At 71.7% G+C, this 13,358-nt stretch carries 13 protein-coding genes; 10 read left to right on the plus strand and 3 right to left on the minus strand.

Going from position 1 to position 13,358, the window contains the following annotated elements; genetic code table 11:
• The first annotated feature begins 74 nt into the window (after positions 1 to 74).
• The 5 genes from AB0L00_RS30155 (at position 75) to AB0L00_RS30175 (ending at position 5,441) form a co-directional block, all read left to right on the plus strand.
• Complete coding sequence (locus tag AB0L00_RS30155; RefSeq protein WP_364440462.1) at positions 75 to 944, plus strand: SDR family NAD(P)-dependent oxidoreductase; 870 nt, start codon at positions 75 to 77, stop codon at positions 942 to 944.
• Between the two features lie 13 nt (positions 945 to 957).
• Positions 958 to 2,160, plus strand: coding sequence for a cytochrome P450 (locus AB0L00_RS30160; protein WP_364440463.1), 1,203 nt, complete (start codon positions 958 to 960; stop codon positions 2,158 to 2,160).
• Between the two features lie 167 nt (positions 2,161 to 2,327).
• Positions 2,328 to 3,593, plus strand: coding sequence for a glycosyltransferase family 4 protein (locus AB0L00_RS30165; RefSeq protein WP_364440464.1), 1,266 nt, complete (start codon positions 2,328 to 2,330; stop codon positions 3,591 to 3,593).
• 2 nt (positions 3,594 to 3,595) lie between these two features.
• Complete coding sequence (locus AB0L00_RS30170) at positions 3,596 to 4,351, plus strand: methyltransferase domain-containing protein (protein ID WP_364440532.1); 756 nt, start codon at positions 3,596 to 3,598, stop codon at positions 4,349 to 4,351.
• Positions 4,338 to 5,441: a prenyltransferase gene (locus AB0L00_RS30175; protein ID WP_345356867.1), complete on the plus strand. Its 1,104-nt coding sequence runs from the start codon at positions 4,338 to 4,340 to the stop codon at positions 5,439 to 5,441. The genes AB0L00_RS30170 and AB0L00_RS30175 overlap by 14 nt, the downstream gene beginning before the upstream one ends.
• Here the strand turns inward: AB0L00_RS30175 and AB0L00_RS30180 are convergent.
• On the minus strand, positions 5,438 to 6,322 hold the full coding sequence (locus AB0L00_RS30180; protein WP_364440465.1) for an alpha/beta hydrolase: 885 nt from the start codon (positions 6,320 to 6,322) through the stop codon (positions 5,438 to 5,440). The genes AB0L00_RS30175 and AB0L00_RS30180 overlap by 4 nt on opposite strands.
• 10 nt (positions 6,323 to 6,332) lie before the next feature.
• Positions 6,333 to 6,764: a hypothetical protein gene (locus tag AB0L00_RS30185; RefSeq protein WP_364440466.1), complete on the minus strand. Its 432-nt coding sequence runs from the start codon at positions 6,762 to 6,764 to the stop codon at positions 6,333 to 6,335.
• A gap of 459 nt (positions 6,765 to 7,223) precedes the next feature.
• Here AB0L00_RS30185 and AB0L00_RS30190 point away from each other — a divergent pair, with 459 nt between their 5' ends.
• From AB0L00_RS30190 to AB0L00_RS30200, 3 genes are all read left to right on the plus strand, one after another.
• Positions 7,224 to 7,706: a MarR family transcriptional regulator gene (locus tag AB0L00_RS30190; RefSeq protein ID WP_364440467.1), complete on the plus strand. Its 483-nt coding sequence runs from the start codon at positions 7,224 to 7,226 to the stop codon at positions 7,704 to 7,706.
• A 97-nt stretch (positions 7,707 to 7,803) separates the two neighbouring features.
• Positions 7,804 to 8,898 (plus strand): FAD-dependent oxidoreductase, encoded by a 1,095-nt coding sequence (locus AB0L00_RS30195; protein WP_364440468.1) that lies wholly within the window; start codon positions 7,804 to 7,806, stop codon positions 8,896 to 8,898.
• 35 nt (positions 8,899 to 8,933) lie between these two features.
• A complete protein-coding gene (locus AB0L00_RS30200; protein WP_364440469.1) occupies positions 8,934 to 9,848 on the plus strand; it encodes an LLM class flavin-dependent oxidoreductase in 915 nt (304 codons plus the stop codon).
• 87 nt (positions 9,849 to 9,935) lie between these two features.
• Here AB0L00_RS30200 and AB0L00_RS30205 read toward each other — a convergent pair whose 3' ends face one another.
• Positions 9,936 to 10,727, minus strand: coding sequence for an SDR family oxidoreductase (locus AB0L00_RS30205; protein WP_364440533.1), 792 nt, complete (start codon positions 10,725 to 10,727; stop codon positions 9,936 to 9,938).
• A 148-nt stretch (positions 10,728 to 10,875) separates the two neighbouring features.
• On the opposite strand from AB0L00_RS30205, the gene AB0L00_RS30210 reads away from it, so the two are divergent.
• Together AB0L00_RS30210 and AB0L00_RS30215 are read left to right on the plus strand one after the other, a co-directional pair.
• The gene (locus tag AB0L00_RS30210) at positions 10,876 to 11,742 is read left to right on the plus strand and encodes a PhzF family phenazine biosynthesis isomerase (protein ID WP_364440470.1); all 867 of its coding nucleotides are present in this window, start codon (positions 10,876 to 10,878) and stop codon (positions 11,740 to 11,742) included.
• A gap of 131 nt (positions 11,743 to 11,873) precedes the next feature.
• A complete protein-coding gene (locus AB0L00_RS30215; RefSeq protein WP_364440471.1) occupies positions 11,874 to 13,277 on the plus strand; it encodes a DHA2 family efflux MFS transporter permease subunit in 1,404 nt (467 codons plus the stop codon).
• Positions 13,278 to 13,358: the final 81 nt, after the last annotated feature.

Here is a 13,358-nt window from a genome sequence, read left to right on the forward strand (position 1 = left end):
TATATTGGACGCGGCATGCCGATGCCCGGACAGGCCACCCCGGGCGTTCGGCATGCCGTCGCGGAAGGAGCCGGATGGCCGCCACGGACAGGGACGTCTCGCTCGAGGGCAGGGTCGTCGCGGTGACCGGGGCCGGCAACGGCCTCGGCCGGGCGCACGCGCTCGAAGTCGCCCGGCGGGGAGCCCGGCTGGTCCTCAACGACCTGCCGGGCGAGGCCGTCCGGCGCACCGCCGAACTCGTACGGGAACAGGGCGCCGAGGCGGTGATCGCCGAGGGCGACGTCGCCGACTGGGCGGCGGGCGAGGCGCTGCTCAAGACGGCGCTGGAGGCGTACGGGACCTTCGACGTCCTGGTCAACAACGCGGGGATCACCCGCGACCGGATGATCTTCAACATGTCCGAGGCGGAGTGGGACTCCGTCGTGTCCGTCCACCTCAAGGGCCACTTCGTGATGGCGCGGCACGCGACGACGTACTGGCGGGGCCGGTCGAAGGAGGCCGGCGGCCCGGTCTACGCGCGGATCGTCAACACCGCGTCGGAGGCGTTCCTGCTCGGCGCGGCCGGCCAGCCGAACTACGCCGCGGCCAAGGCCGGCATCGCCGCGCTGACCGTCTCCATCGCCCGGTCCTGCGGCCGGTACGGCGTGCGCGCCAACGCGATCTGCCCGCGCGCCCGTACGGCGATGACGGCGGGCGTCTTCGGGCCGCCGCCCGAGGACGGCCCCGACCCGCTCGCCCCGGAGCACGTATCCCCGCTCGTCGCCTACCTCGCCTCCCCCGCGGCCGAGGACGTCACCGGCCAGGTGTTCGTCACGTACGGCGGCACCGTCACGGTCATGGCGCCGCCCACGGTGGCGCTGCGGGTGACCGGCTCGACCCCCGAGGCGCTCGCCGAAGCGCTGACCGGACTTCCCGCCGGAGGATTCCAGACAGCCGACCTTTGAGGGAGATTCGCGGATGGACATCGACCTGGTCGACCCCGACCGGTACGCGAACGCCGGTATCCCGCACGACCAGTTCCAATGGCTGCGCCGCCACGACCCCGTCCATCGGCACCCCGGCGAACCGGACTTCTGGGCGGTCACCCGGTACGACGACGTCGTGCACGTCTCCCGCCACCCCGAGATCTTCTCCTCCCACCGCCGGCTCTCGCTGTTCCCCGAGCCGACCGAGGAGCAGCTCGTCATGCAGCGGATGATGATGCTCAACCAGGACCCGCCGGAGCACACCCGCAAGCGGAGCATCGTCAACAAGGGCTTCACGCCACGGACGATCGGCCGGCTGGAGGAGCACGTCCGGGAGATCTGCCGCGGCCTCATCGACGAGGTCGCGGGCCGGGGCGAGGCCGACTTCGTCCACGACGTCTCCGCTCCCCTCCCGCTGTACGTGATCTGCGAGCTGATCGGCGCGCCCGTCGAGGACCGCGAGAAGATCTTCGACTGGTCGAACCGCCTGATCGGCGAGGACGACCCCGACCTGCGCTCGACGGAGGAGGAAGAGGGCGCCGCGGCGGCCGAGCTGTACGCCTACGCCAACGAGCTCGCCGAGCGACGCCGGCAGGAGCCGCGGGACGACATCGTCACGACGCTGCTGCGGCCGCACGGCGGCGAGGAGCTGACGGTCGACGAGTTCGACCTGTTCATGATGCTGCTGGTCGTGGCCGGGAACGAGACGACCCGGAACGCGGCCTCCGGCGGCATGCTCGCCTTCTTCGAGCACCCGGAGCAGTGGCGCAGGCTCGTGGCCGACCGGCGGAACGGTGGCGGCCTGGCGCGGACGGCCGCCGACGAGATCGTGCGCTGGGTCAGCCCGGTCAACCTGTTCAGGCGCACGGCGACCCGGGACACCGAGCTCGGCGGCAGGGAGATCCGCGCGGGCGACAAGGTCGTGGTCTTCTACGCCTCGGCCAACCGGGACGAGCACGTCTTCGCCGACCCGTACGACTTCGACATCGGGCGCGATCCCAACCCGCACATCGGCTTCGGGGGCGGCGGCCCGCACTTCTGCCTGGGCTCGCACCTGGCCCGGCTCGAGCTGCGGGTGCTGTTCGAGACGCTCGCCGAACGGCTGCCCGACATCGCCCTGGCCGGCGAGGCGCGCCGGCAACGGTCCAACTTCATCAACGGCATCAAGGAGATGCCGGTGCGCTTCAGCGGGTGATCCGGCAACGTGTCACTTGATGCGACTGGTGCGACTGGTGCGACTGGTGCGACGAAAGTGGCCTTCACCACCTTTTTAGACTCAATGGCTAATAGGGGGTCAGCCGTAACGGTTGTCAGGCTATGGTCTAACTTCACCAGCAGTGACACTTGCGGGAGGGGCAACGCGTGGGTGAGGTCGGCGAACCATTGCGCGTGGCCCTGCTCTCCTATCGGAGCAAGCCGCACTGCGGCGGCCAGGGCGTCTACCTGCGGCACCTGTCCCGTGAGCTGGCCGAGCTCGGGCACCGCGTCGTCGTCTTCTCGGGCCAGCCGTATCCGGAGCTGGACCGCGACGACATCATCCTGCGCAAGGTCCCCAGCCTGGACCTGTACGCCGACGAGAACCCGTTCCGCACGCCGGCCCTGTCGGAGTACCGCGACTGGATCGACGTCCTGGAGTTCGCGCACATGCGGACCGGCGGCTTCCCCGAGCCGCTGACCTTCAGCCTGCGGGTGCTGCGCGAGCTGCGGAAGTACCGCCACTCGATCGACGTCGTCCACGACAACCAGGTGCTCGGCTACGGCAACCTGGCCATCCCCCGGCTCGGCCTGCCCCTCGTCACGAGCATCCACCACCCGATCAGCGTGGACCGCCGGATCGAGATCGAGGCGGCCAGGACCCTCAAAGAACGGTTCGGCAAGCGCCGCTGGTACGGGTTCGTGAACATGCAGGCGCGGGTCGCCCAGCGCATCGGCCCGATCCTCACGGTCTCCGAGTCGTCCAAGCACGACATCATCCGCGACTTCCAGGCGCCGCCCGAGCAGGTGCACATCCTGCCCCTCGGCGTCGACACCCGCTACTTCCACCCGCGCGGCGAACGCGTCCCCGGCCGCATCGTCGCCGTCGCCAGCGCCGACTCCCCGCTCAAGGGCGTCTCCACGCTGCTGCGCGCGGTCGCCAAGCTCGCCACCGAACGCGACGTCCACGTGGTCGTCGTCAGCAAGCCGACGCCCGGCGGCCCGACCGACAAGCTCGTCGGCGAGCTGTCCCTCGGCGACCGCGTCCGGTTCGTGTCCGGGATCTCCGACGATGAGCTCGGCGAGCTGCTGGCCAGTGCCGAGATCGCGGTCGTGCCCTCGCTGTACGAGGGATTCTCCCTGCCCGCCGTCGAGCACATGGCCTCGGGCACCCCGCTCGTCGCCAGCCGTACGGGCGCGCTGCCGGAGGTGGTCGGCGACGCGGCCGTCCTCGTCGAACCCGGCGACGTCGAGGAGCTGGCGGGCGCGCTCGGCCGGCTGCACGACTCCGCCGAGGAGCGCGAGCGGGTCGGCGCGGCGGGCTACGCGCGCGTGCAGGAGCGGTTCACCTGGTCCGCCGTCGCGCGGGCCACCGTAGGCCACTATGAGGCCGCCATCGCCCGCCGTCGCGGGCGCCGCCCGGAAGGAGCTTGACCCTGCTGACCGTGGACTTCGACAGGTTCCGCGTGTCGCCCGGCGAGCACGTGCTCGACATGGGGTGCGGCGCGGGGCGGCACGCGTTCGAGCTGTACCGGCGCGGAGCGCACGTCGTCGCGTTCGACCGCGACGAGGCGGAGCTCGCCGAGGTGGCGAAGATGTTCGGCGCGATGGAGCTGGCGGGCGAACCGCCCGAGGGCGCCTCCGCGCGGACCGTCACCGGCGACGCGCTCAGCCTGCCGTTCCCCGACGACACCTTCGACAAGATCGTCGCCGCGGAGGTGCTCGAGCACATCCCGGACGACATGGCGGCCATGGCCGAGCTGCTGCGGGTCCTCAAGCCCGGCGGCCGGCTCGCCGTCACCGTGCCGTCGTGGCTTCCCGAGCGGATCTGCTGGGCGCTGTCGGAGGACTACCACACCGCTCCGGGCGGGCACGTGCGCATCTACACCCGCGCCGAGCTGGAGGCCAAGCTCAAGTCGACCGGGTTCACGGTCGGCGGCCACCATTACGCCCACGGCCTGCACGCGCCGTACTGGTGGATCAAGTGCGCGGTGGGCGTGAACAACGACGGCCACCCGCTCGCCAAGGCGTACCACCAGGTGCTCGTCTGGGACATCATGAAGCGACCCCTCGCCACCCGGCTCGCCGAGCGGGTGCTGAACCCGGTCATCGGCAAGAGCGTCGTCGTCTACTTCACCAAACCCGCCGTCTCCGTGACGGAGGACCAGGAGCGGGCGCATGCGGCGGCCTGAGGCCGTACCCGGAATCCTGACCGCAGACGACATCCTCGCCACCGCCCACAGCATCACCGCCCAGCAGGAGCCCTCGGGCGCCATCCCCTGGTTCGCGCCGACCGGCGGCGTACCCGGCCACGTCGACGCCTGGAACCACGTCGAGGCCGCGATGGCGCTGTCGATCGTCGGGCTGCGCGACGAGTCCCGCCGCGCGTACGAGTGGCTGTGCGCCAACCAGCGCGAGGACGGCTCCTGGCCCGCCAAGTGGGTCCTCGGCGAGGTCACCGAGCCGGGCGGCGAGTCCAACCACGCGGCGTACGTCGCCGTGGGCGTCTGGCACGAGCTGCTGCTCACCGGCGACCAGGAATTTGCGGCGCGCATGTGGCCGACGGTCCGCCGCGCGATCGAGTTCACGCTCGGGCTGCAGACCGCCCGCGGCGAGATCCTCTGGATCCGCCACCCGGACGGCTCCGCCGCCGACCACGCGCTGCTCACCGGCTGCTCGTCGATCCACCAGTCGCTGCGCTGCGCCGTCGCCCTCGCCGAACGCCTCGGCGAGCCGCAGCCCGACTGGGAGCTCGCCGCCGACCAGCTCGGCCACGTCGTCGCCGCCCACCCGGAGGCGTTCGCCGACAAGAGCCGCTTCTCGATGGACTGGTACTACCCCGTGCTCGGCGGCCCGCTGCGCGGCCCCGCGGCGTACCGCCGGATCGACGAGCACTGGGAGACGTTCGTGGTCGACGGCCTCGGCTGCCGGTGCGTCTCCGACCAGCCGTGGGTGACCGGGGCGGAGTCGTGCGAGCTCGTCCTGGCCCTGGACGCGATGGGCGACACCGCCCGCGCCCGCGAACTGTTCGCGACGATCCAGCACCTACGGCACGAGGACGGCTCGTACTGGACGGGCTGGCAGTTCGCCAACCGGCGCCACTTCCCCGGCGACCGCTCGACCTACACGGCCGCCGCCGTCATCCTCGCCGCCGACGCGCTCGCCGACGCCTCCCCCGCCGCCCGCATCTTCAAGGAGGTCGACGGCCGGCCGCTCGGCCCCTCCGAGCCCGCCGACCCGGTCGCCTGCGGCTGCGAGTCCCTGGCCGAGGCGCTCAGTTAGCTCTCGTCGGCGAACTCGCCGATCAGCTTGGCGAGCTCGGCGGGCCGCTCGGCGACCATCGCGTGGCTCGCGCCCTCGACGCGTACGACGCGCAGCGCGGGGTTGTCCTGCGCGGCCTCGGCCAGGCGCCACTCGAACCCGCGCCGGTAGGCGGCGTACAGCTCCTGGAACGGCTTCTGCTCCGGCAGGTCCTCGGTCGCGACCGCCACCAGCAGCGGGCACCGTACCTCGCGGTAGACGCGGATCACGTCGAGCGTGTCCATCGCCGTACGGAGGCCGCCGAGGACGTCGGGCGACGGCCGCAGCCACGTCCGCCCGTCCCTGGTCACCAAGTTGCGCCGGAAGCCCTCGACGACCGCGTCCTCGGGGGCGCCGACCCGCCGCGCCATCGCCCGCTGCCCCTCGACGGCGGCCTCGACCTCCTCGGGCGCCAGCGGCCTGGCGTACATGGCCGACATCCCGTCGAAGGCGGCGCGCAGCCGGTCGAGCTCCGCCTGACCTTGTGCCGGGTCCAGCCCGTCGAGCTGGTCCGGGCGGCCCGGCGGCGGCGTGCCGTCGACGCTCACCGCCATCGGGCAGGCCGGATGACGCTCGGCCCACAGCGCCGCGAGCATGCCGCCCAGCGACCAGCCGACGACAGCGGGCTCGCCGAGTGACAGTTCGTCGGCGACCGCGTCGAGGTCGTCGAGCACCGCCGCCCACTCCCATGGCCCGTCCTCGGACCGGCCGTGCCCGCGCAGGTCGACCGTCACCACGCGGAAGCGCGCGGACTGTTCGCGGGCGAACGCCGCCATGCTCACCAGGTTCGCGCCGGCCCCGTGCAGCAGGAGCAGCGGCGTCCCCGGCCCGCCGAAATCGTGGGTCGCGAGCCGAATGGCCATGGAATTCCTCTCATGTGGTCGGAGACCGCCGGTTCAGGCGGTCGCGGATGGACTCGGGCGTCACGCCGCCGTCCGGGTGGCGTTCGAGCTTTCCCCTGGTCACCAGGTCGTGCACGCCCTGCCGGGTGATGCCGAGCATCGCCCCGGCCACCGAGTACGAGACGGCGCGCGCGTAGGGGTGCCCGACCCGCCGTACGACGACCTGCCCCAGCGGCGTGCGCCACCAGTCGGCGGGCGGGTCGAAAGGCTCGTCACCGGGGTAGAGCGTCGCCATCATCCGCGCGATGGTGTGCGTCGCCGTCCGCTCGTCACCGTCGAGCATCCGGTCCGCCCAGTCCTCCGCCCGGTCCCGCACCGAACGACGCAACGCCCCGACCGCCTCGTCGCCGTCGAGCAGGATCTCCAACGGATCGAGCAGCCTGACCTCAATGATCCGGACCAACTGATCGATGAGCTCCCTACGGATGACCGGCTCCTCCCCCTCGTCCGCACATCGTCTACTTGACGCCGATCGTCCAGTACTTGGCATCCTGCGTCAAGTATTTGTCGCAGCCGACCCTGATCGGCGAGAAGCCCGCCGGAATGTCTGATCTCGGTCACATCCCGTCAATGGTGAGGGCGGATACTGGGAGGTCAGCAACGGCGGGTCATTCAAGAAGCGCAAGTGGGTGACCTGCAAGCTCTGCAACGGGAAGAAGTATGTCTGAGGTTCACACGGGTGGCCTTGGCCCCTGCCCGGTGTGCGGTGGCGAAGGCCGCCAGGCGCTCGGCCCCTTGTCGTTCCGCTGCAGCGAATGCGGCGGACGGCCGGCCGAGCGGCGCTCGCTCGGCCACTTCCACGGCCCGTACCCACATAGTTCGTCACACGAATTGTGGGCGTTCTCGGTGTTACCCTGGCCGGGTGAGCAAGCCTGACGATGGCCGGATCGGGGTCGTGGCCGCGCTGGTGCGGTCCTCGTTCCTGGTGGATTCCGTGTACGCCGAATCCAGTCGCGAGTACGGGCTGACCCCACAGCAGGGGCAGTTGCTGTGCGTACTGATGCCGCGACCACGCGGCATGAGCGAGTTGGGGGCGATGCTGAGGCTGGCCAAGTCGAGCCTTACCGGCCTGGTGGACCGCACCGAGCGCAACGGCCTGGTCCAGCGGGAACCGGATCCACGGGACACCCGCGCGGTCCGGGTCGCGCTCACCGCGCACGGCGCCAAGCTGGTGGAGGAGTTCTACGCCGAGACGTGCCGGCGGGTCGCGGAGTTGCCGGGGAACCTCAGTGCGGCCGAGCGCGACACGCTCGCCGACCTGCTGGGTCGCGTCGTGCTGGCCAACGAGGTGCCCGCGGTCTTCCTGGAGCCGGACGAAGGGGTCTCCGCCGCTCACGAACACTGATGCGCGGCACCACACTCCCGGAAAGGTTGCTGTTCGTAGTACGAACTAATATGGTTCGTACTACGAACTCGGCCTTTCTTTTGAGGAGCGTGCAATCATGAGTCGTACCGTCGCGGTCATCGGCGGAGGCTACGGAGGCGCCGCGGTCGCCAAGGCGCTGGAGTCCGAGGCCGATGTCGTCCTCATCGACCCTCGTGAGGCGTTCGTCAACGCGGCGGCGTCGCTGCGGGCGCTGACCCGGCCGGATTGGGCGGCCAACGCGTTCTTTCCCTTCGAGACGCTGCTCACCGAGGGCACGGTGATCCGCGACCGCGCGGTCTCGGTGGACCCCGGCGGTGTCACCCTGGCCTCGGGTGAGCGCGTCGCGACCGACTACCTGGTGCTGGCCACCGGCTCCAGCTACGCCTACCCCGCCAAGCCGGGCTCCGACTCGATCGGCGACGCGCTGGACGACCTCCGCCGGACGCACAAGGAACTGCGGCAGGCCGACAAGGTGCTGATCCTCGGTGCCGGCCCGGTCGGCCTGGAACTGGCCGGTGAGATCAAGGAGGTCTGGCCGGACAAGCACGTGACCATCGCCGACCCGGCCGAGGAGCTGCTGCCCGGTTTCCAGCCGGCGATGGTCGAGGCCCTGCGCGGCCAGTTGGACGGCCTGGGCATCGAGCTGCGTCTGGGGACCGGCCTGGCGGTGCCGCCGAGCACCGAGGCCGGCCAGGTCGGCGCGTTCACGGTCACGACCACCGACGGCGAGCAGATCACCGCCGACATCTGGTTCCGCGCCTACGGTAAGAGCACGAACAGCGACTACCTTGCCGACGGCAGGCTCACGACGCTCAACGCGCTCGGCCAGGTCCCCGTGACCGAATCCCTCAACGTCAAGGGGTACGACCACGTCTACGCGGTCGGCGACATCACCGATGTCGCGGAGGCCAAGATGGCCGGCTACGCGATGCGCCACGCCGAGGTGGTCGCCGCGAACATCACCGCCCGGCTGAACGGTGAGGAGCCCACGGCCGCCTACCAACCGCTGCCCTTCCCCGTGATCATTCTCCCGCTCGGTTCGAAAGGCGGTGTCGGGCAGTTGCCCTCCTCCGAAGGCCCGTCCGTCGCCCCCGCGTCGATGGTCGCCGAGTACAAGGGCACGGACCTGTTCACCGCCCGTTTCGTCGAGCAGTTCGGCCCCACCGCCTGAGACCGCGCACACAGACCATCGAAGGAAGGCAGAACATGTCCGTAGAGAAAGTCGTCTTCGGCTTCGGCGCGCACAGCGGCATCGACGAGATACCGGAACTGCTGCGCATGGCCGAACAGGCCGACCGCGACGGGCTCGACCTCTTCTCCCTGTCGGACCATCCCTACATCGGCGGCCGGGCGGACGCCTACGCCTCCATCGGGTTCGTCCTCGGGCGTACGCAACACCTGGCCGGCTTCGCCAACGTCACCAACCTGCCGACCCGGCCCGCCCCCATGCTGGCGCGGACGGTGACGACGCTGTCGGCGCTGTCCGGCGGCCGCGTCGTGCTCGGCATGGGCGCCGGCGGGCTGTGGGGCCGGATCGCCGACATGGGAGTGCCGCGCCTGTCACCGGCCGAGGCCGTTGACCTCTTCGAAGAGGCGATCGTCCTGGTCAAGAAGCTGTCGGGCGGCGGTCCCCCGGTCACCCACCAGGGCCGCCACTACCAGGTGAACCGGATCGAGCCCGCTCCCGTGGCCGCGCCTCCCGTATGGACCGGATCGGTCGGCCGCAGATCCCTGGCCGCCACCGGCCGCGTGGCCGACGGCTGGATCCCCGGCCACGCGGCGGACTGGCTCAGCGAGCGCTACCGGACATCGCGGCCGATCATCGACGAAGCGGCGGCGGCCGTCGGCCGCGATCCGCGCGAGATCCGTACGGTCTTCAACCTCCCCGGGCGCATCACCGACCGGCCCCTGCCCGCCACGCGCGACCCCGAAGGCCGCTGGATCGGCGGTTCCACCGACCAGTGGACCGAGGAACTGACCGGGGCCGTACTGGAGCACGGCGCCTCGGGCTTCATGCTCTTCTCCCCAGAAGGCGGAACGCCGGACCTCGTCTCCCTCACCCGCTGGGCCAGAGACATCGTCCCGGCGGTACGCGAAGCGATCGCGAAGGAGAACGGCTGAACGGCGTCGGCGATCGGCGTGGAAGCCCGGAGTCGAGGGGAACCGGGCTTCCGTGCCGGGCCCCCTCACCGGCGATCGCGGATCACGTCAGTCGGCGATCATGCCGCCGCTGAGGTTGGCGATCGCGCCGGTCATCGCGGCGGCTCTGTCCGAGGCGACGAAGACGGCCACGTCGGCGATCTCGGCGACGGTGGGCAGCCGCTTGCGCAGCGTCCGATCCGCCATGCGGGCCTCGAACGCCTCGCGGCTGATGCCGTACGCGTCGGCGTGCAGTTCGTACACCTCGGTCAGCTGCGGGGTCTCCGGCATCCCCGCCGCGTTCAGGCACACGACCCGGACGCCGGCCGGTCCGAGTTCGGCGGCCAGGCCCCGGGACAGCGACTCGATCGCCGCCCAGGCCGGTGCCATGCCGCCCATCAAAGGAACGGCCGTCCGCGACGGACTCGCCGTGATCGTCAAGATGACGCCTGATCCCTGGCCGGTCATGCGCCGGGCGGCGGCCTTGGCGGTCAGGAAGTTGGCCCTGGGATAGGTCGCCATCGGCAGGTCGAAAGCCTCGGGCGACAGGTCGGCCAGCGCGGTGCCCTGGATACCGGTCTGGGGCAGGCTGACGGCGTTGAAGGAGATGTCGAGGGATCCAGCGGTGGCGACCACCGCGTCGGCGTGCGCCTCGACGGCGTCGTGATCCAGCACGTCCACCGTGGCGACGTCGGCGACGCCGCCGGAGGCCTGGATCTTCTCCGCGACCACCTCCAGCGTCGCGCTGGTGCGCCCGGCCAGGAAGACCCGCGCCCCCTCCGCGGCGAAGGCGTGCGCGACCGCGCTCCCGATGGACCCACCGGCTCCGTAGATGATCGCGTTCTTGTTCTCCAGCAGCATTGTCACTCCCGAAAGGTGGCTGTCGCCGACGGGCGTTCCGTCACCCCTATCGACTCGCCGACCCGCCGACAGGAATCGGCCGAGGAGTAGGCTCGCCGGATTCACCTCAGCCGGCCGGAGTCGAGCGAGCCGGTGGAAAGGACCGCCGATGAGCGGGGACGGCCCGCGGGTCTCGATCGTCCACGCGTGCCTGCGCGACGGCCGGGGCGGCAGTCCGACCGCGGTGCTGGACGAGGCGCCGTTGACCGACGGCGAGCGCCGCCGCGTGCCGGTCCTGATGGGAACCTCGCACGCGGTCTTCGTCTCCGCGTACGACGGACCCGATGGACCCGTGGCCGCCCTGCGCTTCTTCACCTCCGAGGGAGAACTGCCCGCGTGCGGTCACGGGACCGTCGCGGCCCTGGCCTTCCTCGCCGAGCGCGCCGGGAGCGGGGAACATCGGACGACGCTCCACACGACGGGGCGCGCCTTCGCCGGCCGGGCCGTACGGGAGAAGGGGCACATCACGGCCTCCTTCGACACCGGCCCCGTCGACCTGCGCGAGCCCACCGCGATCGAGTGCGCGCTCGTCCTGCCCGCCCTCGGCGTCACCGCGGACATCCTCGCGCCCGGTACCCGGGGCGCCGCGATCGGGCGGCCGCGGCTGCTGGTCCCCGTCGCCACGCGATCGGCCCTGGCCGCGCTCGACCCGGACCCCGAACGGCTCCGCGCCGCCTGCGACAGGCTCGGCCTCCTGGGCTGCTACGTCTACTCCGTTCCGGAGCGCCCCGGCCGGGCCGCGGCCCGCATGTTCGCCCCGTCGATCGGCGTCCCCGAAGACGTCGCCAACGCCAACAGCACCGCCTGCCTCGCCGCTCACCTGGCCGATCGGGGTGTCACCGGCATCGCCGTCGACATGGGCGACTCCCTCGGCAGCCCTGCCACGATCACCGCCACCACGCGGCCCGGCCCGTCGGGCTCCCTGGTCCGCCTGGGCGGCGCGGCGCGGATCGTGCGCGTCCTCCGCCTGCCGTAACCGGCCGGAGGCGTGGTTCGTGGTCGCCGGGGCATAGCGCGGCCGCCCGCGGAGGCCGGGCCGGCCGCAGCGGCTTTCGGGCCGTGCGGATGGAACCGATTCCTTTCGGCGGGGTGCCGGTCCGTACCCACATGGACAGACGATGGGTTCTGGGGCTCGCCTCCGCGGCCTCGGTGATGGTGGCGCTGGACGCCACCGTCGTGACGACGGCACTGAGCCGGATCCGGCTGGATCTCGGCACATCGATCGAACAACTCGAATGGACGGTGAACGCGTACAGCCTGAGCTTCGCCGTTCTGCTCATGACCGGTGCGGTGCTCGGCGACCGGTTCGGGCGGCGGCTCGTCCTCACGACCGGGCTGGCGCTGTTCACCGCCGCCTCGGTGGTCTGCGCACTCGCGCCGAACGTGGGCTGGCTCATCGCGGCGCGTACGGTGCAAGGCGCCGGTGCGGCACTCGTGATGCCGCTCGCCATGGCGTTGCTCAGCGCGGCCTATCCACCTCCGGACCGGCCGAAGGCGCTGGGGGTCTTCGCCGGTCTGACCGGGCTCGCGGTGGTCGCCGGTCCGGTGGTGGGCGGCGCCGTCACCCAGGGACTCGCCTGGCAGTGGATCTTCTGGCTCAACCTGCCGATCGGCCTGGCCGTCATCCCGCTGATGCTGCTGCGGGTCCCCGAGAGCCGCGGCGCCGGTGGCGGAGGCGTGGACGCCGGCGGGCTGGTCCTGGTGACCGGTGCCGCGCTGGGGCTGGTGTGGGGGCTGGTCCGGTCGAACGCCGCCGGGTGGGGCAGCGCCGAGGTGGTCGGAACGCTGATTGCCGGCGCGGTCTGCGGCGCCGCCTTCGTGGCCTGGGAACGGGTCGTCAAGCGGCCGATGGTGCCCCTGGGGCTGTTCCGGCTCCGTGGCTTCGCGGCCGGTAACGCCTCCGGCCTGTTCCTGTACGCCTCGCTCTACGGCTCCCTGTTCTTCGCGGCGCAGTACTTCCAGGTCGGGCGTGGCGACCGGCCACTGGCCGCCGGGCTGCACCTGCTGGCCTGGACGGCCTCGGTGACGTTGGTGGCGCCGTTGGCGGGCAGGCTGGTCAACCGGGTCGGCGCACGGCCGCTGGCCGCGCTCGGGCTGGCCCTGCAGGCGGCCGGGATGGGGTGGCTCGGGCTCATCGCGACACCGTCCGTGCCGTACTGGGAGTTGATCGCGCCGATGCTCATCGCGGGGGCCGGGGTGAGCATGGCGATGCCCGCCACCCAGGCCGCCGTGCTCAACGCGGTCACGCCCGAGCAGATCGGCAAGGCCTCCGGGGTGTTCAACACCGGGCGGCAACTGGGCGGCGTGTTCGGGGTCGCGGTGCTGGCCCTGGTGTTCAGCGAGTCCGGCGGCTACGCGGGACCGGCCGCCTTCACCGATGGGTTCGCCCCGGCGATCGCGGTCAGCGGCGCGCTGTCGCTGGCAGGGGCGCTGGCGGCATTGGCCATCCCGGACCGCCGGATCACCCGGACCCCGGCACCCGCCGCACCGGTGCTCACCCCGAGCCGCTGATCGGCAGGGACCATCGGCCGCGAAACGGCGCGCCCGGCACGGGACATCACCGTGCCAGGCACGCCGGTCGGCCGCTCGCCG

Source organism: Actinoallomurus sp. NPDC052308, assembly GCF_040679195.1.
In the GTDB taxonomy this organism is placed as follows: domain Bacteria; phylum Actinomycetota; class Actinomycetes; order Streptosporangiales; family Streptosporangiaceae; genus Actinoallomurus; species Actinoallomurus liliacearum.

Coding starts and splice junctions, on each gene's coding strand:
- AB0L00_RS30160 (WP_364440463.1), top strand. CDS start 958: ATGGACATCGACCTGGTCGACCCCGACCGGTACGCGAACGCCGGTATC.
- AB0L00_RS30155 (WP_364440462.1), top strand. CDS start 75: ATGGCCGCCACGGACAGGGACGTCTCGCTCGAGGGCAGGGTCGTCGCG.
- AB0L00_RS30180 (WP_364440465.1), bottom strand. CDS start 6,322: ATGGCCATTCGGCTCGCGACCCACGATTTCGGCGGGCCGGGGACGCCG.
- AB0L00_RS30175 (WP_345356867.1), top strand. CDS start 4,338: ATGCGGCGGCCTGAGGCCGTACCCGGAATCCTGACCGCAGACGACATC.
- AB0L00_RS30215 (WP_364440471.1), top strand. CDS start 11,874: ATGGACAGACGATGGGTTCTGGGGCTCGCCTCCGCGGCCTCGGTGATG.
- AB0L00_RS30210 (WP_364440470.1), top strand. CDS start 10,876: ATGAGCGGGGACGGCCCGCGGGTCTCGATCGTCCACGCGTGCCTGCGC.
- AB0L00_RS30205 (WP_364440533.1), bottom strand. CDS start 10,727: ATGCTGCTGGAGAACAAGAACGCGATCATCTACGGAGCCGGTGGGTCC.
- AB0L00_RS30195 (WP_364440468.1), top strand. CDS start 7,804: ATGAGTCGTACCGTCGCGGTCATCGGCGGAGGCTACGGAGGCGCCGCG.
- AB0L00_RS30200 (WP_364440469.1), top strand. CDS start 8,934: ATGTCCGTAGAGAAAGTCGTCTTCGGCTTCGGCGCGCACAGCGGCATC.